Annotated in this window: 19 protein-coding genes and 2 tRNA genes; 9 read left to right on the top strand and 12 right to left on the bottom strand. The window is 34.0% G+C overall.

All coding sequences use genetic code 11. From position 1 onward, the window contains the following. Positions 1-161 precede the first annotated feature (161 nt). From J0383_RS14700 to J0383_RS14685, 4 genes are all read left to right on the top strand, one after another. Positions 162-515, top strand: coding sequence for a hypothetical protein (locus tag J0383_RS14700; protein ID WP_207294760.1), 354 nt, complete (start codon positions 162-164; stop codon positions 513-515). After that, positions 512-1,819, top strand: a complete 1,308-nt coding sequence (locus J0383_RS14695; protein WP_207294759.1) for a hypothetical protein — start codon at positions 512-514, stop codon at positions 1,817-1,819. The genes J0383_RS14700 and J0383_RS14695 overlap by 4 nt, the downstream gene beginning before the upstream one ends. A gap of 229 nt (positions 1,820-2,048) precedes the next feature. Beyond that, positions 2,049-2,858, top strand: coding sequence for a hypothetical protein (locus J0383_RS14690; protein ID WP_207294758.1), 810 nt, complete (start codon positions 2,049-2,051; stop codon positions 2,856-2,858). 136 nt (positions 2,859-2,994) lie between these two features. After that, the gene (locus J0383_RS14685) at positions 2,995-3,732 is read left to right on the top strand and encodes a DUF4369 domain-containing protein (protein WP_207294757.1); all 738 of its coding nucleotides are present in this window, start codon (positions 2,995-2,997) and stop codon (positions 3,730-3,732) included. A gap of 37 nt (positions 3,733-3,769) precedes the next feature. Here the strand turns inward: J0383_RS14685 and J0383_RS14680 are convergent, their stop codons facing one another. The 8 genes from J0383_RS14680 to idi all read right to left on the bottom strand — a co-directional run bounded on the left by J0383_RS14680 (position 3,770) and on the right by idi (position 7,536). Then, a complete protein-coding gene (locus J0383_RS14680; protein ID WP_207294756.1) occupies positions 3,770-4,165 on the bottom strand; it encodes a helix-turn-helix domain-containing protein in 396 nt (131 codons plus the stop codon). A 253-nt stretch (positions 4,166-4,418) separates the two neighbouring features. Beyond that, positions 4,419-4,492: transfer RNA gene (locus tag J0383_RS14675), tRNA-Thr, on the bottom strand. A gap of 113 nt (positions 4,493-4,605) precedes the next feature. After that, a tRNA-Thr gene (locus J0383_RS14670) sits at positions 4,606-4,679 on the bottom strand. A gap of 76 nt (positions 4,680-4,755) precedes the next feature. Next, complete coding sequence (locus J0383_RS14665) at positions 4,756-5,022, bottom strand: hypothetical protein (protein WP_207294755.1); 267 nt, start codon at positions 5,020-5,022, stop codon at positions 4,756-4,758. Positions 5,023-5,078: 56 nt separating this feature from the next. Continuing rightward, the gene (locus tag J0383_RS14660) at positions 5,079-6,050 is read right to left on the bottom strand and encodes a type I phosphomannose isomerase catalytic subunit (RefSeq protein WP_207294754.1); all 972 of its coding nucleotides are present in this window, start codon (positions 6,048-6,050) and stop codon (positions 5,079-5,081) included. Between the two features lie 62 nt (positions 6,051-6,112). Beyond that, the gene (locus J0383_RS14655) at positions 6,113-6,571 is read right to left on the bottom strand and encodes a peroxiredoxin (RefSeq protein WP_207294753.1); all 459 of its coding nucleotides are present in this window, start codon (positions 6,569-6,571) and stop codon (positions 6,113-6,115) included. Positions 6,572-6,576: 5 nt separating this feature from the next. After that, the gene (locus J0383_RS14650; protein ID WP_207294752.1) at positions 6,577-6,987 is read right to left on the bottom strand and encodes a 6-pyruvoyl trahydropterin synthase family protein; all 411 of its coding nucleotides are present in this window, start codon (positions 6,985-6,987) and stop codon (positions 6,577-6,579) included. Between the two features lie 21 nt (positions 6,988-7,008). Next, positions 7,009-7,536: an isopentenyl-diphosphate Delta-isomerase gene (gene idi, locus J0383_RS14645; protein WP_207294751.1), complete on the bottom strand. Its 528-nt coding sequence runs from the start codon at positions 7,534-7,536 to the stop codon at positions 7,009-7,011. 295 nt (positions 7,537-7,831) lie between these two features. On the opposite strand from idi, the gene msrB reads away from it, so the two are divergent. After that, the gene (gene msrB / locus J0383_RS14640) at positions 7,832-8,389 is read left to right on the top strand and encodes a peptide-methionine (R)-S-oxide reductase MsrB (RefSeq protein ID WP_207294750.1); all 558 of its coding nucleotides are present in this window, start codon (positions 7,832-7,834) and stop codon (positions 8,387-8,389) included. A gap of 6 nt (positions 8,390-8,395) precedes the next feature. Continuing rightward, positions 8,396-9,001, top strand: a complete 606-nt coding sequence (msrA, locus tag J0383_RS14635; protein WP_207294749.1) for a peptide-methionine (S)-S-oxide reductase MsrA — start codon at positions 8,396-8,398, stop codon at positions 8,999-9,001. A 58-nt stretch (positions 9,002-9,059) separates the two neighbouring features. Here msrA and J0383_RS14630 read toward each other — a convergent pair whose 3' ends face one another. After that, positions 9,060-9,491, bottom strand: coding sequence for an META domain-containing protein (locus tag J0383_RS14630; protein WP_207294748.1), 432 nt, complete (start codon positions 9,489-9,491; stop codon positions 9,060-9,062). 358 nt (positions 9,492-9,849) lie between these two features. Between J0383_RS14630 and J0383_RS14625 the strand changes: the two genes are divergently transcribed. Both J0383_RS14625 and J0383_RS14620 read left to right on the top strand, forming a co-directional pair. After that, positions 9,850-11,253, top strand: a complete 1,404-nt coding sequence (locus J0383_RS14625) for an aminopeptidase P N-terminal domain-containing protein (protein ID WP_207294747.1) — start codon at positions 9,850-9,852, stop codon at positions 11,251-11,253. 214 nt (positions 11,254-11,467) lie between these two features. Further along, on the top strand, positions 11,468-12,427 hold the full coding sequence (locus J0383_RS14620; RefSeq protein WP_207294746.1) for a quinone oxidoreductase family protein: 960 nt from the start codon (positions 11,468-11,470) through the stop codon (positions 12,425-12,427). A 107-nt stretch (positions 12,428-12,534) separates the two neighbouring features. Here the strand turns inward: J0383_RS14620 and J0383_RS14615 are convergent, their stop codons facing one another. Together J0383_RS14615 and J0383_RS14610 are read right to left on the bottom strand one after the other, a co-directional pair. After that, on the bottom strand, positions 12,535-13,623 hold the full coding sequence (locus J0383_RS14615) for a DUF6630 family protein (RefSeq protein ID WP_207294745.1): 1,089 nt from the start codon (positions 13,621-13,623) through the stop codon (positions 12,535-12,537). 75 nt (positions 13,624-13,698) lie between these two features. Next, positions 13,699-15,258, bottom strand: coding sequence for an NAD(P)/FAD-dependent oxidoreductase (locus J0383_RS14610; protein WP_207294744.1), 1,560 nt, complete (start codon positions 15,256-15,258; stop codon positions 13,699-13,701). A 301-nt stretch (positions 15,259-15,559) separates the two neighbouring features. On the opposite strand from J0383_RS14610, the gene J0383_RS14605 reads away from it, so the two are divergent. After that, the gene (locus J0383_RS14605) at positions 15,560-15,799 is read left to right on the top strand and encodes a hypothetical protein (RefSeq protein ID WP_207298704.1); all 240 of its coding nucleotides are present in this window, start codon (positions 15,560-15,562) and stop codon (positions 15,797-15,799) included. A 129-nt stretch (positions 15,800-15,928) separates the two neighbouring features. Here J0383_RS14605 and recQ read toward each other — a convergent pair whose 3' ends face one another. After that, positions 15,929-18,124, bottom strand: a complete 2,196-nt coding sequence (gene recQ, locus J0383_RS14600) for a DNA helicase RecQ (protein ID WP_207294743.1) — start codon at positions 18,122-18,124, stop codon at positions 15,929-15,931. Between the last annotated feature and the right edge of the window lie 56 nt (positions 18,125-18,180).

Below are 18,180 nucleotides of genomic sequence, written 5' to 3'. Positions count from 1 at the left end.
TTTGTATTCCATAACATCAACATTAATTTTAATTAGCCATAAAAAAACGAGTATTTATACGTACTTTTTAATTGAAACTCTTCTATAATTTTAACATTATATTTTTTATAAAAAAGTAAATATCTTTATACAACCAATTCCCCAATCAAATCAAGAACATCATGAGAAAAATTTACCGCTACGAAAAACTGACTTACACTGGTCAATCAGACGAAGACATTGAGTTTGAAGTAAAATTTATTTCTGATGGCAACATCGGACACACTGTAATCAATGTACCCGGAGACAATGATCCGGAAATTGCAAATTCAGGCAAAGCTTCCTTAGGAAAAATACAATCTCTTATATCAGAAAAGACCTTTGTGGTTTCAGACATTGCCAATCCAATTCCGCAGGAAGATACTATTACTATTGAATATTATATCAATCAGAAACTTATCAAATCGCATTCGAATTTGAAAACCGAAACAGATCGTCCGTATGTTATTCTAACAATCAAATTTTCAGTAAAATGAAAAGGAATATCTTAATCATTACAACTCTTCTTTTTTTGGGTACGGTAACTGCTCAAAAAAAGCTTGATGCACTAACCACACCTTCCTCTCCTGCTTCATCACTTTTAGGAATGCAGCCAAGTGCCATTATAAAACCAAAATCTTATCGTGCCTTAGAAGCGGCTCTTTTTACCAATTTTAGAGACGAAAACGGAAACAGCATTATTCCAAATGATTTTGGGCTTGAATTTACTCCTTATTGGGCAACCGATCATGGCATAACTATAGAAGAATATTTGTATCCAAAGCTGAGTTTTGACCAGATTATCCGAAACTCATCTTTTTCAGTCGCCTCAACACAAAATTTCATGCTGCAAGACAGTACGAAAACCAAAAGTCTAGCTTTCGGATACCGTACATCGTTATTTTTTGGAAATACCAAAGACAAAGAAATCATTACCAAACATATTAACGAATTAAGCATCAACCAGCGTGTGGGGTCAAAAATACTGTCTAAATTAATAGAAGCTCAAAATAAATTCAATTACAAAACAAAAGAAGAATATTTAAGTGCTGTTCACGATACTTTAACCAAACGTATTTATGAAGTTTTAGGCAAAAAATCATTGAAAGATGCTGAAGAAATTACACAAAAAATATATGACAGTTCCGAAAATCTTGCTTTTGATGAAAACGATATTGACGCATTCTTTACCGCTTTTACAGAACTAATCGAATCTAAAATGGCGGGGAGTTATGCAGAATTCAAATCATACATTCTAGAGAGACAAGGTTTAAATATTGATTTTGCGTACGCGCTTTCTTTAAATTTCCCTACAAATGATTTTGAATATTCAGAAGTACCACGTCAATCATTTTGGATCAATCCATCGTATAAATTCTCAGACAAAATAAATTTTCTAAAAGCAATTGGCGTTTTACGATATGAATGGTATAACAAAAAATACTTCGAAAACTATTTCCCTGATGCAAAAGTGTATAAAAACAACTTTGATTATGGACTTGCGTTATCAGGAGAATTTAAAAAATTCACAATCGAATTTGAAGCAACCGGAAGACAAAGCAGTTCTCTTTCGGCAGCAGGAAAAGACAACGCAGGAAATACTTTGTATACAAAAGAAACTGCTTCGGATTTTCAATACATCGGAACATTCAGTTATCGTCTTACCGAACAAATCGCTTTATCGTATCAAATAGGAAGCGCTTTTAAACCCGTATTTGAAACTGGCGGAACATTAGTTTCATTACTTTCATTAAACTTCGGTTTTGGAGGACCTGACAAAACTGATGTCACTTCAAAATAACGTGATTTCACCAGCTCTTAAAAACAAATATTGTTAGAATAAACCAATTAATAAATTAAGTCGGAAGACATAAAAAAGCAAATAATACAAAAACAGTTAACCATTACCCGTTGATTACAAAATAGTTAATTTAAAAAATCCTGAAAAAACCATTTTCAGGATTTTTTTATGAATATTTTTTTTTATTACATTTGATTTGCCTTTTAATCTAATCTAAACAAAAACCATTATGAAAAAAACTATTATTTTCATCACAGCTATCTGTGCTTCAACATTAATGTATGTTTCCTGTTCAAACAGTGACGAAATTGTAAATCAAACCGACACTACTACAGTAGGCGCATCTGTATTAATTGATGCCGTAAACGAAATTGACATTAAAACAGGATTAACTGTTTCTAACACAAATCAAACTGCAAAACCATCTGAAACAGGACCTGCCATCTGCGCGAATATTACCGTAAGCGGATCTACTTATCCAAAAGTTTTTACAGTTGATTATGGAACCGGATGTACTGTAGACCAAATCAAAAGAGCTGGAAAATTAAAAATCACACTTTCTGGACCTGTAATTACAACAGGAAGCAAAATGACGATTGAAAGAATCGATTATTCAATAAACGGACTTAAACTGGAAGGAACTATCGAGTATACGAACACAACAACTACTCCAACAATTCCGCAATGGACTCGAAAAGTAACCAATGGCAAATTAACTGATTTACAAAACCGTGTTTATACAAATTCTGGCACACTTACTATCAAACAAACAGCAGGCGTTGACACCCCTTATGTTTTAGAAGATAATGTGTACGAAATGCCAGAAGGAACTCACACCGTAATCTCTGAAAAAGGATCTCTAACTTTGACAATACAGGAAACTTTGGTAAAAAAATATTCATGCGAATACATTTCTAAAGGGAAATTAAAAATTCAAGGCGGATTTATAAATGGTGTTGTCGATTATGGAAATAATGACTGCGACACTAAATATACCTATACTCACGAAAGCGGCGTATCTTATAATTTATATATGTAATTCGTTTATTTTAAGAAAAATACAGCAATCCCAGTTTAGCAATAAACTGGGATTTTTATTTATTTACAAAAATTAAACAATGCCTTATTTACATTCAAACTATTTTCTTTATTTTGCACCAAAATCTAATAAACTAATGAAAAAATCAATTATTGCTTTTGTTACTCTTGCGGTATTAGCATCTTGCAGCAAAAAAGAATCAGCTGCTGATAACTTACACATCACAGGAAACATTAAAGGTTTAAAAACCGGAACTTTATATATCCAAAGAATTGTTGACACTTCGCTTGTTGCTATTGACAGCATCAAAATCGACGGAAATCCAACTTTTGAAAGAGATATTAAATTAGAATCTCCTGAAATGCTTTACTTATTTCTAGATCGTGGTGTAACGAACTCTTTAGATAATAACATTTTATTTTTTGCTGAACCGGGCAATATCAATATCGATACTAACTTAGACAATTTCATTTCTAGTGCAAAAATCACAGGTTCAAAAAACCAAGAATTATACGAAGAATACAAAAAAGTAAACTCTCGTTTTATCGATGAAAACCTATCAATGGTTGAAGCGAGATTTAAAGCTATAAAAAGACAAGATCAAAAAGCAGTTGACAGCATTGACGCAAAACAACAGTCTAACATTAAAAGAAAATATTTATACGCTACCAACTTTGCTATAAACAATAAAGATCACGAAGTATCGCCTTATATTGCTTTGGCAGAGATTTACGATATCAACATCAAATTTCTAGACACTATTCAGAAATCAATGACTCCAAAAGTAGCAAAATCACTTTACGGAAAGAAATTGACAAAGTATGTTGCTGAAATCAAAAAAGAAGAACAAAAAGCTCCAGCAGCTGCAGAATAAATCATAAAAAAACGCCCTGAAAATTCAGGGCGTTTTTTTATGATTTTATTTTTTGAATAATCTTTTCAAGATATTCTACTTTCTCTTTTTCTGCCAAAACCAAACGTTCATACAATTCGACAACTTTATCAAGAGGATTGAAATTGCAGTTGTATGCGTTGCCATTAATCATGCTGCCTTCGCTCAATGTATTCCCAATAATATTTAAAACTGCTTCTTCGGAGAAATTTTTAATTCCTTCAGCAGAAACACCTAAAACTTCGGCAATTGCTTTCAGTTTTTCTTCATCGACAGTCTCACTGTTTTCAATAATCGAAATAGATTGCTGGCTCATGCCTAAAGCATATGCCAAAGCTTCTTGTTTCATGTCACGAAGTTCACGAATACGGCTTATTTTTCGCCCTATATGATTTGGTTTAGTAAATGTGCTCATAATTCAAAGATAACAATTTGGTGTAAAAAATCTCAGTTGTAAAAAACAGATTTAAAATGTATGATACAATTACACTAATTCTGTTTTTAATTCCGCTGAAGCGCTAAACAAAAATACAACTTTTCGGACAAGTAAAATCAAAAGCATCTATTGAAAAATCTTTACCACATTATCAAAGCTTTAGAATTTAAAACTTGGAATTTTATTTTTTGGCCATAAAAAAACCATCACGTATTGTGATGGTTTTTTGTTGAGCCGATAGAGGGACTCGAACCCACGACCTGCTGATTACAAATCAGCTGCTCTAGCCAGCTGAGCTACATCGGCCTATTTTGCGAGTGCAAAGATAAAAATGTTTTTTATATTTCCAAAAAAATATTTTCACACTACTCTCTATAAAAACAAAAAAACCATTCGCCGGGGCGAATGGTTTCAGTTTGAGCCGATAGAGGGACTCGAACCCACGACCTGCTGATTACAAATCAGCTGCTCTAGCCAGCTGAGCTACATCGGCCTCATTACGGGTGCAAATATAAAGCGGTTTTTCGTTTTCCCAAAATAAATTTGCACTTTTTTACACTTTTTTTTGCTTATAATGCGTTGATTTTTTCAACCAATTGATTAGCAGTTTGTTCTAATTCAAGATTGATTTGTTTGAAGTGTGCTTTTTTATTTTCAACGTTTTTAGCGTTCACTTTTGAAATCAAAGTATCAAATGCAGCAATAGCTTCATCGATTAAAGCATTCGTTTCTGGAGTAGGATTTCCTGTTGTAGACATCTCAAACAAGTAAACTGCCTCAATAATATCTCCTAATACGAAATTGATGTCTTTCTTTAAATTTTTAACGTTTGCCATTTTTATTATAATTTTAATTTGCGACGCAAAAGTACATATTATCTTTAGAATATGCGTTAAGAAATGTAAATTTCTAAAATTGAAGCCTTTCCGCTCAATACAAATGCATTTATCGCAGCAGGAACCAAAACCGTATCTCCTTTACGATATGTATTTTTAAAACCGTTATATTCGATTTCAAAACTTCCTTCAATACACATATAAACGGTAAATGTTTCTCCTGATTTCGAAACCTCAACTTTATCTTCTAACGGAATAAAATTAGTGGTGAAATAAGGACAATCAACTACAACATTTGAAGTATTGGCTTTTGAGTCGTATTTTTTCTGAGTATCTACTTTATTGTAGTTAATAGCATCAAGTGCTAAATCAACGTGTAATTCTCTTTTATTTCCCTGAGCATCTACACGGTCAAAATCATATAAACGATACGTAATATCAGAGGTTTGCTGAATCTCGGCAACAACCAATCCTGCGCCAATTGCATGAACGGTTCCTGTCTCTAAAAAGAAAACATCTCCCGCTTTTGCTTTTACATCGTCAAGAATAGAAACCAAAGTATTATCGTTCAAATGCTTTACGTATTCGTCTTTGCTTGAATCTTCTTTAAAACCTACGATGATTCTTGAATCAGCATCGGCTTGCATTACATACCACATTTCGGTTTTACCAAAAGAATTATGACGTTCTTTTGCTAATTTATCGTTTGGATGAACTTGAATCGAAAGATCTTCACGTGCATCTAAATATTTAAAAAGTAATGGAAATTGTTTTCCAAAACGTTCGTAAACTCTTGTTCCCAGAATTTCATTTGGAGTTTCATTAATTAATTCCATTAATGACTTTCCTTTTAAATCTCCGTTGGCAACCACACTTACATCGCCTTCTACTGTAGACAATTCCCAGCTTTCACCAGTAATTTTAGAAGTAATGGGTTTGTTTAATACTGTTTTTAATTTCTCACCACCCCAGATTCTTTCTTTAAGAATTGGTTCAAACTGAAGCGGATATACGTTTTCTGGTTTCATAATTTTAAATTTCGGCTAATATCTATATTAATTAAACAATGATGTAATACTATTTTTAAAATCTACAATACTAATTCTTTTATTATCTCAAGAGATTTCTCAATATGTTTTGAGGCATTCATGCTGTCAAAAACATAAATGACAACTCCATTTCTGTCGACAATATACGTTACTCTTCCCGGCAGAAGCCCAAAAAGGTTATTACGAACACCAAAAAGATGTCTTAATCTCTTGTCCTCGTCAGAAAGTAAAATGAAAGGCAGTTTGTGTTTATTGGCAAATTTATGATGCGATTTAACGCTGTCTGCGCTAATACCAATAACTTCTGCCCCTAAATCTTTAAAATCTTCGTATTGATCTCTAAAACTGCAGGCTTCTGTAGTGCAGCCTGGTGTATTATCTTTTGGGTAAAAATAAATCACCAATGGTTTTATGCCCAAAAAATTTCGGCTTTCAAAAACCTCTCCGTGATTATCTTTTGCAGTAAAATTCGGAACTATGTCTCCTATTTTTAATGACATTTTTATTACTCTCCTTTATAAGTTACAAAATTGCGGTCTGTTTCATTCAGTACAACTTCAAGATCGAAATCGGGCTGAATTCTTCTTCTAATTTTATTCCATATCACTACAGCAATGTTTTCTGCTGTTGGATTCAAATCCCGAAATTCTGGGACATCCAGATTCAGGTTTTTGTGATCAAACGGGATTTCTACTTCTTGCAGTATAATATCCGCTAATACTTTCACATCTAAAACAAAACCAGTTTCGGGGTCAATTTGTCCTGTAACACTAACGGTTAAACCATAATTGTGACCATGAAAATTGGGATTGTTGCATTTTCCAAAAACAGCATTGTTTTTTTCAGATGTCCAATCCTTCCTGTATAATCGATGTGCAGCATTAAAATGTGCTTTTCTTGATATGGTTACTCTCATTTAGGTTTTGGTTCAATTTGGTTATAATTTGTGGTCTTCCAGATAATGATCAAATTCATCAAAAATTATCTTAAACCATACGGTATAAATTTCAGGCTGTTTTTTAATATCAGCTTTAACATCTTCAATACTCATCCATTTCCACGCTTCTACCTCATCTGGATTTATCGCCGGCTCATCATTATAATAGCCAATCATTACATGGTCAAGTTCATGCTCTGTTAAGCCATTATCGAAAGGAGCTTTATAAATAAAATGAAAAAGCTCTTTCAGTTCAGCTTTAAAACCCATTTCTTCAAACAATCTTCGGCTTCCTGCTTCGATATTGCTTTCGCCTTCACGCTGATGACTGCAGCATGTATTTGTCCAAAGCAAAGGTGAATGATATTTATGATGTGCACGCTGCTGCAGCATTATCTCATTTTTATTATTTAGAATAAAAACCGAAAAGGCACGATGCAGAAGTGCTTTTTCGTGTGCTTCTAATTTTGGCATTAAGCCAATCTGTTCGTCGTTTTCATTAACTAATATTACGTTTTCTTCTGTCATAGGGCGTATTGAATTAACAAAAATACGAAAAAAGAAATGGCTATAAAATCCTCAAAAACATTGTGAAAAGTTTAACTAGTTTTCAATTTTTATAAAATTTTGATTTTCAACAAGCTGCACTTCTAAACAAAACAAAAATCCTTTAAAAATAAGATATAAAAACTACAAGTCTCTCTTTTGCGTAAATAATAAAAAGTTAAAACATACTTAAAAATATCTGAATTGTAATTTAGACGACATTTTGAGGCAAAATCTCACCGTATATTTGATAATTCAGAACAATGCACCAAAATTTATGAAAACAAAAAATCTATTTTTCAGCCTGTGTTTTTTAATACCGCTTTTCATGTTTCAGGCCTGCGGACAAAACACCAAAAAACAATCTTCTAAAAACACAACTGTTACAGAAAACAAAATAAGCAAACCCGGAAATCCTTATTACTCCAATACTGATACCACAAAATTAAACGTAAGCAATGCCGAATGGAAAAAAGTCCTGCCAGCAGATGTGTATGCCGTGATGCGTGAAGCCGATACCGAAAGACCTTTTACAGGAAAATATTGGAATTCTGATGAAAAAGGAACCTACTACTGTGCTTCATGCGGAAACAAACTTTTTAGATCAACTGCAAAATTTTCAAGCAGCTGCGGATGGCCGAGTTTCTTCGAACAGGACAATAAAAAAAGTATTGTTTTTAAACAAGATAATTCACTTGGAATGGAACGAATCGAAACTTTGTGCGGACGCTGCGGCGGACATTTAGGCCATATTTTTGACGACGGCCCTGAACCAACTGGAAAACGTTACTGCATGAATTCGATTGCTCTTGATTTTATCCCTGACAATAAATAATCTATTATGAAAAATATACTTTTAATCTGTCTTCTTACTTTGTCTTTAAGCGGATTTTCGCAAAATAAAAAACCAAATCTCGAAACTATTACACTTGGCGGAGGCTGCTATTGGTGCGTGGAAGCGGTTTATGAAAATCTGGATGGAGTAAAATCTGTTGTTTCAGGATTTTCGGGAGGAAAAACTGTAGACCCAAGTTATGAAGAAGTATGCACAGGAACAACTGGTCATGCCGAAGTGGTTCAAATTACATATGATAAAAACGTAACCAATATCAACGAAATCTTCAAAGTCTTTTTTACCGTTCACGATCCTACTACTTTAAATCGTCAAGGCGCCGATGTGGGAACTCAATACCGTTCTGTAATTTTCTACAAAAATGCTGAACAGAAAAAAGCAGCAGAAGATATCATTGCGGAATTAAACAAAGCAAAAGTGTACAGCAGTCCAATTGTGACAAAAGTCGAGCCTTTTAAAGTATTTTATAAAGCCGAAGATTACCATCAAAATTATTATGCCAACAACAAAAGCCAGCCGTATTGCAAAATGGTGATTCAGCCTAAATTAGAGAAATTTGAAAAAGTTTTTAAAGACAAACTGAAAAAGAAATAACAAAAAGAGGGAAATGATTCAAAACCATTTCCCTCTTTTTTACTCGTTGAAACTAGAATTATTTAGCCACTTTCTTAAATCGCATCATTGCTACATCGCCTTCATTCAAAATCAGCTTTCCATCGTTATCAACAGAATAACTTGTAATTTTTTTCATCTGCTGTAAAAACTGCTGTTCTCCCCCACCTTCACAAAACATCATTGTGGTTGGTCCCGGCTCGCCAAAAGTCAGCGAATTGCCGTTTAATGTATAAGGAGCACTGTAACCATTACATCCATTATTCCCAAAAACATTTTTCTGTTTTTCGTCAAAAGTAATCTGCGGTTTTTTATTTGGATACAATCCTTCAAAGGCAATTCTTGGCCCAGAAATATATTCCAGTTCCCAAGTTGTACCATAAATATTTGCAGTGCTTTTGTCTTTTGATGCCGAGCATGAAGTAATTAATAAAACTAAAGCTGAAAAAGCGGCAATGGTATATTTTTTCATAAATGTGGATTTTTAAAGATTAATAGTATTTGTTTTTTAAAGATTATTCATTGTATAATGAATTCCGTTCTCAATATTCGTGCCTTTTCGAAGAATTGATGGCATTTAAATTTTACAATTCACAACATCAATAGACACAATTACGCTATCTAAAATACAAAATTTAACAACAAAAAACTGTAATTCAATATTTTATATTATCATAAAATCACTACAGATAAAATTAATACTGCAATCTCATTAGATTAATATTTTTATTGAAATTATCGAAAACCATTATCAGATTTTTGGATTGTTATTTTTTGTACTTTGGCTCTAATCTAAAAAATGCCAATAATCATCAAATAAAAAATCAAAAATGAAACCATTTCTTTTGCTGTTTGCTTCTCTATTTCTTTCTTTCCAAATACATTCGCAGGAAAATCTTCCAACAGATTATCTTTCGAAAGAATTCCATAAAGGACGCCGTGAAGCTTTCAGAAATTTAATGCCTGCTAATTCTGTTGCAGTGGTATTTTCGTATCCAGAAAGAGTTTTTTCAAAAGATATCAATTACAATTACCACCAGAATCCAGATATGTATTATTTAACTGGATATAAAGAGCCAGATGCCATTTTGCTGCTTTTTAAAGAGCCGCAAGGAACTGAAAAATATACCGAAGTACTTTTTGTTCGTGAAAGAAATGCTAATCGCGAAATGTGGACAGGAAGACGTTTAGGAATTGAAGGAGCAAAATCAAAATTAGGTTTTACAACCGTGTATAACGGGCAAGATTTTAACGCCTTTGCAATCGATTTTAAAAAATTCGACAAAGTCATTTATGATGAAATATCAACGAATGTTACAGCAAGCAATAATCCCGACAATTTATACGCCTTGCTAAAATCATTTAAATCCAAAGCAGAAATTACAACCGAAAAGGAAGAATCTGTAGAGTTATTTAGAAAAATCACGAATACACTTCGTGAAATCAAAACTCCAGAAGAATTAGTTTTAATGCGTAAAACGGTTAAACTTTCCTGTATTGCACACAATGAAGTAATGAAAGCTGTTGGTCCTGACATGAGTGAAAACGAAGCCGACGGGATTCATGCTTATGTACACAGACATTATGGTGCCGAAGGCGAAGGTTATCCGCCAATTGTTGGTGCGGGAGCAAATGGCTGTATTCTGCATTATGGAGACAACAATGCCACCAAAATCGACAATCAATTATTATTGATGGATGTAGGTTCTGAATACCACGGTTATTCTGCCGATGTTACTCGTACTATTCCGGCAAACGGAAAATTCACAGAAGAACAAAAAGCCATTTATCAAATCGTTTATGACGCGCAGGAAGAAGTATTTAAAATCTGCAAAGAAGGAACACCTATTCAGGATTTAAATGCAAAAGCAAAAGAAGTAATCGCAAAAGGATTAATAAAATTAGGTATTATTACGAATCCTGAAGATGCTAGAAAATATTACCCTCATGGTTGTTCTCATTTTCTTGGTTTAGACGTTCATGACAAGGGAAATTACATGGGCAGTTTAAAAGAAAACATGATTCTTACCGTTGAACCTGGAATCTACATTCCTGCGAACAGCAACTGTGATAAAAAATGGTGGAATATTGGAGTCCGTATCGAAGACGACATTTTAATGCTAAAAGATTCGTACGAAAACCTTTCGGCAGAATCTCCAAGAAAATGGCAGGAAATCGAAGCTTTGGCGAAACAAAAAAGCACTTTTAATGAGATGAAATTTCCTAAAATATAGTTTCAAAAAATTACTTTAACATAGAAATGTAGATTTTCTTCTTTCTGTAAAAAGACAAGAAGAAGCTAGCTCCCACCTATAGCAATGTGAATTCATGCAAATGAAACACCTTTATTCACACATTTAATCTATATTTCTATGTGTTAAAACTATAAAGTTAGAACATTACAACTGCTATTTTTGCCGAACTTTACATCGTTAAATTACTTAAAAAATGAAAGCACTTACATTTTCTACATTTGGTAATTCAGATGTTTTAGAATATATACAAATCCCTAATCCAGAATTAAAAAACGATGAAATTTTAATCGAGATGAAAGCCATCGGATTAAATTTTGCCGATGTTTACCGACGTAAAGGAAATTATCACTTAAAAGGAAATCCGCCATTCATTGCCGGTTATGAAGGCGCTGGAATTGTGGTTGATGCCAACAATCATCCCGAGTATAAAGTTGGAGATCGCGTGGCTTTCGCCGATGCACCTTTTGCAAATGCTGAATTGGTTGCGGTTAATATAAATCATGTTATTCCGCTCTCTGAAAATATCTCTTTTGAGATTGCAGCTTCTGTTTTACTTCAAGGTTTAACTGCTCATTATCTTGCAACAGACAGTCATAAAACGACAAAAGGAGAAACTGTTTTAATACATGCAGTTGCAGGCGGTGTCGGACAAATATTAACTCAGATCAGCAAACTTTTAGGCGCAACTGTTATTGGTTTAACCTCATCTTCTGAAAAAGCACAAATTGGATTTGAACAAGGAGCAGATCACGTTTTTCTTTACAACGAGGATTGGAAATCTCAGGTTTTTAATATCATTCCAAAAGGTGTTGATGTCGTTTATGATAGTATTGGAAGTACTTTACAAGAAAGCTTTGAAGTTACCAAAGAATGCGGACAAGTTGTTTTCTTCGGAATGGCGGGCGGCGATCCTGAACCTGTAGACCCAAGAATGCTTATGGACGGTTCTAAAACTTTAACCGGAGGTGATCTTTGGAGTTATTTAAATTCTAAAGAAGAAAGAATCAAAAGGGCAGCTCAATTATTCAATTGGATTATTGATGGAAAAATCAAACTTTCTGAACCTACTTCTTTTAAATTATCAGAAGGAAAATTGGCACATGATTTCTTAGAAAGCCGAAAAAGCACCGGAAAAATTATATTGATTCCGTAATTTTTTCGCCACAACTCGAGCGATAGCGAACAGGCGAAGCAATTCACGAATTTATTTAAAATCTACACGCAAAGTTTTTAAATAAATTCGTGAATTCGTGGCAAATATTACATCTTTTGGACTTCAATTTTAGTCAATTCAGATAATTCTAAAATCCTGCCCACATCTTTTTTATGAGCTAAGAAAAACAAATAATTATCTCCTTTTGTATCATAACTCATTAATTCTAGATTCAAATCTTGCAAAGCAGTTTGTATATAAGGAAACAAATCGTGGCTATAGGTTTCTTCAGGATAATCAAAACTCCAATCTGCTCCAATTAAGTTGGAAATAAAATATTCTGCATCTTCAGGATCGAATTTCCAGTCGCTGTTCCATGCATCAATTAGTTCAAAAAATTCGTAATGCGCTTCAATTACTTCATAATAATCTTCATCTGGTTTTAGGAAATTTTGAAACAGGTTTTCAGATTGTTCTTTGAGTTTATCTTCTTCAATGTTTCCTCTTGAAATTAGAGTTATCAATTCTTTAAAAGTCTCCTTTGTAACTTCTTCAATTTGGACTAAATTTTCAGACGATGGAAGTTCAACTGTTTCTGGAATTTCAATATTTAAATACTGGCAGATTCCCTGCAGTACAATTTTAAAATCTTTAACAGCTATTTCTTGAGTTTCATTTTTCGGATTATTAAAATCCAATAATTCTGTATCTAATATTCCTTTCGTATAATCTGTGAAATGCGCGCTTGAATACAATATTTTAAAATCGTTTATTTCGAGACTGTTAGAACAACAGAATAAAATCACGAAATTATTCATAGTACGTTTAAAGTATTGTTTCGCTTCTTTCGTTGGCTCTGAATAAAACTGTATATGAATGTAATCGTATTCTAAACCTTCCGCGATCAGCTCAGGAGTAAGAGTTGCTATATTAGCTTTTTTGTAAAGCTCGTTTAAAACTTCATAAGAATTAGAAAAACCAGCTTTTTTGATTTCTTGTTTTGCTTCATCATGATCGAATGAACCGGGAAAATAAAATAAATTAACCCAGACATGATCTTGAATTCCTTTTACTTTAAACTCAAGACTTCCCTGCTGATTATATAAATACGAATATATAGGATCGATAACATCAAATGAAATTATCGATTTTGGGTCGTTTTTTCTGTTAAATAAATTTGAGAAGAAGTTTTTCATAAGGCATATAATTGATTAAATAAAGCAATAAATATATTACAAATATTCAATTCCTGAAAAACTCATTTTTAGAAATTATTTCAAAGATTCTGCAATCATTAATGCGCATTTTTCTCCATCAATTGCTGCAGAAATGATTCCTCCGGCATAACCCGCACCTTCTCCGCAAGGATACAATCCTTTGATTTGTAAATGCTCTAAAGTCATTGGATCTCTTGGAATTCTAACAGGCGATGAAGTTCGGCTTTCTGGTGCGTGCAAAATGGCTTCATTGGTCAAATAACCTCGCATTGATTTTCCGAATTCCTGAAATCCCTGACGCATAATCTGTGTTAGAAATCCTGGAAAAACCTGTCCTAATTCTACTGAAGTTGTTCCCGGCACATATGATGTTTTTGGAATATCTGACGAAACCTTACTTTTGGTAAAATCGATCATTCTTTGAGCTGGAACTTTTTGAGTTTCACCAGCCAGATGCCAAGCTTTTTGTTCAATGCTTTTTTGAAATTCCATTCCCGCCAAAGCTCCGAATTTTGCAAAAGGTTTGAAATCTTCCAGTTTCAATTCGACCACAATTCCTGAATTTGCGGTTGACTGATCACGTTTAGAAGGCGACCAGCCGTTTGTAACTACTTCTCCCGGACTTGTAGCACATGGCGCAATTACACCACCCGGACACATACAGAACGAATACATTCCGCGGCCGTTTACTTGTTTTACAATTGAGTATGGCGCTGGCGGTAAATGTTCGCCACGAAAATCACAACTGTATTGAATGCTGTCTATTAATTCCTGAGAATGTTCTGCACGAACTCCCAAAGCAAAGGGTTTTGCTTCGATTAAAATTTTCTTTTTATCTAATAATTCAAAGATATCACGCGCCGAATGTCCTGTTGCCAAGATGAGTTTATTGGCATGAATTTTATCTCCGTTCTGCGTTACGATTCCTTCAACTTCATTATTCTTCACTAGAATATCCTCTACTCGAGTTTCGAATAAAACCTGACCGCCGAATTCTCTAATTTTATTTCGGATATCTTCAATTATCTTTGGCAGTTTATTCGTTCCAATGTGCGGATGCGCTTCCACCAAAATATCTTCTGAAGCTCCAAAAGCTACTAGAAGTTCTAAAATTCGCGTTACGTCTCCACGTTTTTTAGAACGTGTATATAATTTCCCATCAGAATAAGTTCCTGCTCCGCCTTCGCCAAAACAATAATTTGAATCTTCGTTTACAATATGTTCACGGTTGATGGCTTTAAGATCGCGTCGGCGTCCTCGAACATCTTTTCCGCGTTCAAGTACAATTGGTTTTAAACCCAATTCGATTAACTGCAAAGCAGCAAAAAGTCCAGCCGGACCTGCACCAACTACAATAACTTCCCGTGCAGAAGAAACATCTTTATAATTAGGAAGTTCCAATTTGGTTTCCTGAAAAGGTTCGCCTTTCAAATAAATAACAACTTTCAAATTGATTTTAATCGCTTTCTGTCGCGCGTCAATTGATCGTTTTAAAATAGAAACATGCTGAATTTCGTTTGGAGAAACTTTTATTTGTTTCGACAAATAGTCTTTTAGCAACACATCGTTTGCTGCAATTTCTGGAGTTACCTGAAGTAAAAGTTCTCTTGGCATTGTATCGTATTTATTCTATTAGCTTTTCTTTCTATGAAAAGAAGTTGCAAAAGTACTATTTTGAAATGAGAATATACAACTACATTTTTTTGTCACATTGAGCGGAGTCGAAATGCAACAAAGGTTCTCGACTCCGCCCGAACTGACAATCGAACAAAGACAAAAATCCATTTTCAAAACATTAGACGCACTGCAGTGCGTCTCTACAGAAAAACTTAGAACCTTAGCATCTCAGAACCTTAGAGCCTTAAAAAAAGACTTTGTACCTTTGCATCTAAAAACCTTTGCACCTTATAAAATAATGTCTAGAAAAATAAAACTAATTTGGGATTTCCGCGGACCGGCTTCTGCAAAAACAGCCGAACATCACGAAATTCATTTAAAAGAATATATCGCAATCGAAAAACTCCCTTTAAACATTACTGGATTTAAAGTTGTAAACGATATGCACGCCACAGCTTTTATGGTTGTAACTGATGAAAATATGATTCAGGTAAGAGATGCTTTGAAACCGCATCGCGGGGAATTATATACTGAATAAAATTCCAATATTTTAAACTCCAAATCCAACCTTTGGAAAACTCAATAAAAAAATTCCAAATTCCAAATGATGAAGCAATTGGAATTTGGAATTTATATTTTAAACTTTTTTTGATTTTGGGATTTAACTTTAATTAGCAACTTCACTGATAAACTTAATACGCATTAAACGCAATTCGTCAATATCATAATCACCATCGAATTCTTTTAAGGCATCTTCGATTTTATCTGATTCTGATTCCATGAAGTAATCGTGAATTTCTTCCTGCTGGTCATCATCTAAAATATCATCCAACCAATATTTGATGTTCAACTTGGTTCCAGAATATACGATTTGTTCCATCTCCTTAATTAATGCATCCATTGTTAGTCCTTTTGCAGAAGCAATATCACTTAAAGGCAGCTTTCTATCAATGTTTTGAATGATGTATAATTTATTGGCAGAATTTACTCCGGTAGATTTTACAACTAAATCGTCTGGACGAATAATATCGTTGTCTTCAACATAACGGCTGATTAAGGCAACAAATTCGCTTCCATATTTTTTAGCTTTTCCTTCACCAACACCATGAATGTTGTATAATTCCTGTAAAGTAATAGGATATTTTAGCGCCATGTCTTCAAGAGAAGGATCTTGGAAAACTACAAACGGAGGTACTCCCAGCTTTTTGGCTACTTTTTTACGAAGTTCACGAAGCATTCCGGTTAAAACTTCATCTGAAGTTCCAGATGCTTTAGATCCTGTTACTACTGTTTCATCATCTGCTTCTGTGTATTCATGATCTTCGGACATCATAAACGAAACTGGACTTTTGATAAAATCCAATCCTTCTTGAGTGATTTTAATTACTCCGTAGGTTTCAATGTCTTTCGATAAATATCCAGTAACCAGAACTTGTCTAAGCAAAGCCATCCAGTATTTTTCGTCATGGTCTGAACCCGATCCAAAATAAGGCTGAGTATCGGTTTTGTGCGCTTTAATTACTGCATTTATACGACCAATTAAAGTGAACACAATTTCTTTTGATTTGTAAATGTGTTTGGTATCGCGGACAATTTCAAGCAGCTTTACCACTTGATCTTTGGCTTCGATTTTATTTTTTGGATTGCGAACATTGTCGTCCATATCGGCACCTTCTCCGGTTTCGCTATCAAATTCTTCTCCGAAATAGTGAAGAAGAAACTTTCTACGTGACATTGATGTTTCGGCGTAAGCCACTACTTCCTGTAAAAGTGCAAAACCAATTTCTTGTTCGGCAACTGGTTTTCCAGACATGAATTTCTCCAGCTTTTCTACATCTTTATAGGAGTAATAAGCTAAGCAATGTCCTTCTCCTCCATCACGTCCGGCACGACCCGTTTCCTGATAATAGCTTTCAAGTGATTTTGGAATATCATGGTGAATTACAAAACGAACGTCTGGTTTATCAATTCCCATTCCGAATGCGATTGTAGCTACTACCACATCAACATCTTCCATCAAAAACATATCTTGATGTTTGGCACGGGTTTTAGCATCTAGACCTGCGTGATATGGAACAGCGCTGATTCCGTTTACCTGTAATACTTCGGCAATCGATTCTACTTTTTTACGGCTCAGGCAATAAATAATTCCTGATTTACCTTTATGTTGTTTGATAAACCGAATAATATCGGATTCGATACTTTTTGTTTTGGTACGTACTTCGTAATATAAATTAGGTCTGTTGAATGATGCTTTAAAAGTATTGGCATCAGACATATCCAGATTCTTCAAAATATCTTCCTGTACTTTTGGTGTTGCAGTTGCAGTAAGACCTATAATAGGCACTTTTCCTAACTGCTTAATAATACTTCTAAGATTCCTATATTCTGGTCTAAAATCATGTCCCCATTCTGAAATACAGTGTGCTTCATCAATTGCAACAAAAGAAATAGGCACACTTTGCAAAAATGCTACGTATTCTTCTTTTGTTAAAGATTCTGGAGCTACATATAAAAGCTTAGTTAAACCAGAACTAATGTCTTTTTTTACTTGTGCAATTTCTGTTTTGGTAAGAGAGGAGTTCAACACATGAGCAATTCCGTTTTCTGAAGAAAGGCTTCGAATTGCATCTACCTGATTTTTCATCAAAGCAATCAAAGGAGAAACAACTATTGCAGTTCCTTCTTGAATTAAAGCGGGTAATTGATAACAAAGAGACTTACCACCACCCGTAGGCATAATTACGAAAGTATTCTTTTTATCTAGAATACTCGTAATGACCTGCTCCTGCAAGCCTTTAAATTGGCTAAAGCCGAAATACTTCTTTAATTCTTTGTGTATTTCAATTTCGTTTGAATTCATTCTTTATATTAATGGTATTTTGTATAAATTTGCAACACATAAAGATACAACTTTCT

The organism is Flavobacterium endoglycinae, assembly GCF_017352115.1.
In the GTDB taxonomy this organism is placed as follows: domain Bacteria; phylum Bacteroidota; class Bacteroidia; order Flavobacteriales; family Flavobacteriaceae; genus Flavobacterium; species Flavobacterium endoglycinae.
This window is presented reverse-complemented; position numbering and strand designations above follow the sequence as displayed.

Coding starts and splice junctions, on each gene's coding strand:
- recQ (WP_207294743.1), bottom strand. CDS start 18,124: ATGAATTCAAACGAAATTGAAATACACAAAGAATTAAAGAAGTATTTC.
- msrA (WP_207294749.1), top strand. CDS start 8,396: ATGAAAAATATACTTTTAATCTGTCTTCTTACTTTGTCTTTAAGCGGA.
- J0383_RS14630 (WP_207294748.1), bottom strand. CDS start 9,491: ATGAAAAAATATACCATTGCCGCTTTTTCAGCTTTAGTTTTATTAATT.
- J0383_RS14605 (WP_207298704.1), top strand. CDS start 15,560: ATGTCTAGAAAAATAAAACTAATTTGGGATTTCCGCGGACCGGCTTCT.
- J0383_RS14695 (WP_207294759.1), top strand. CDS start 512: ATGAAAAGGAATATCTTAATCATTACAACTCTTCTTTTTTTGGGTACG.
- J0383_RS14660 (WP_207294754.1), bottom strand. CDS start 6,050: ATGAAACCAGAAAACGTATATCCGCTTCAGTTTGAACCAATTCTTAAA.
- idi (WP_207294751.1), bottom strand. CDS start 7,536: ATGACAGAAGAAAACGTAATATTAGTTAATGAAAACGACGAACAGATT.
- J0383_RS14685 (WP_207294757.1), top strand. CDS start 2,995: ATGAAAAAATCAATTATTGCTTTTGTTACTCTTGCGGTATTAGCATCT.
- J0383_RS14610 (WP_207294744.1), bottom strand. CDS start 15,258: ATGCCAAGAGAACTTTTACTTCAGGTAACTCCAGAAATTGCAGCAAAC.
- J0383_RS14625 (WP_207294747.1), top strand. CDS start 9,850: ATGAAACCATTTCTTTTGCTGTTTGCTTCTCTATTTCTTTCTTTCCAA.
- msrB (WP_207294750.1), top strand. CDS start 7,832: ATGAAAACAAAAAATCTATTTTTCAGCCTGTGTTTTTTAATACCGCTT.
- J0383_RS14650 (WP_207294752.1), bottom strand. CDS start 6,987: ATGAGAGTAACCATATCAAGAAAAGCACATTTTAATGCTGCACATCGA.
- J0383_RS14700 (WP_207294760.1), top strand. CDS start 162: ATGAGAAAAATTTACCGCTACGAAAAACTGACTTACACTGGTCAATCA.
- J0383_RS14665 (WP_207294755.1), bottom strand. CDS start 5,022: ATGGCAAACGTTAAAAATTTAAAGAAAGACATCAATTTCGTATTAGGA.
- J0383_RS14620 (WP_207294746.1), top strand. CDS start 11,468: ATGAAAGCACTTACATTTTCTACATTTGGTAATTCAGATGTTTTAGAA.
- J0383_RS14680 (WP_207294756.1), bottom strand. CDS start 4,165: ATGAGCACATTTACTAAACCAAATCATATAGGGCGAAAAATAAGCCGT.
- J0383_RS14615 (WP_207294745.1), bottom strand. CDS start 13,623: ATGAAAAACTTCTTCTCAAATTTATTTAACAGAAAAAACGACCCAAAA.
- J0383_RS14690 (WP_207294758.1), top strand. CDS start 2,049: ATGAAAAAAACTATTATTTTCATCACAGCTATCTGTGCTTCAACATTA.
- J0383_RS14655 (WP_207294753.1), bottom strand. CDS start 6,571: ATGTCATTAAAAATAGGAGACATAGTTCCGAATTTTACTGCAAAAGAT.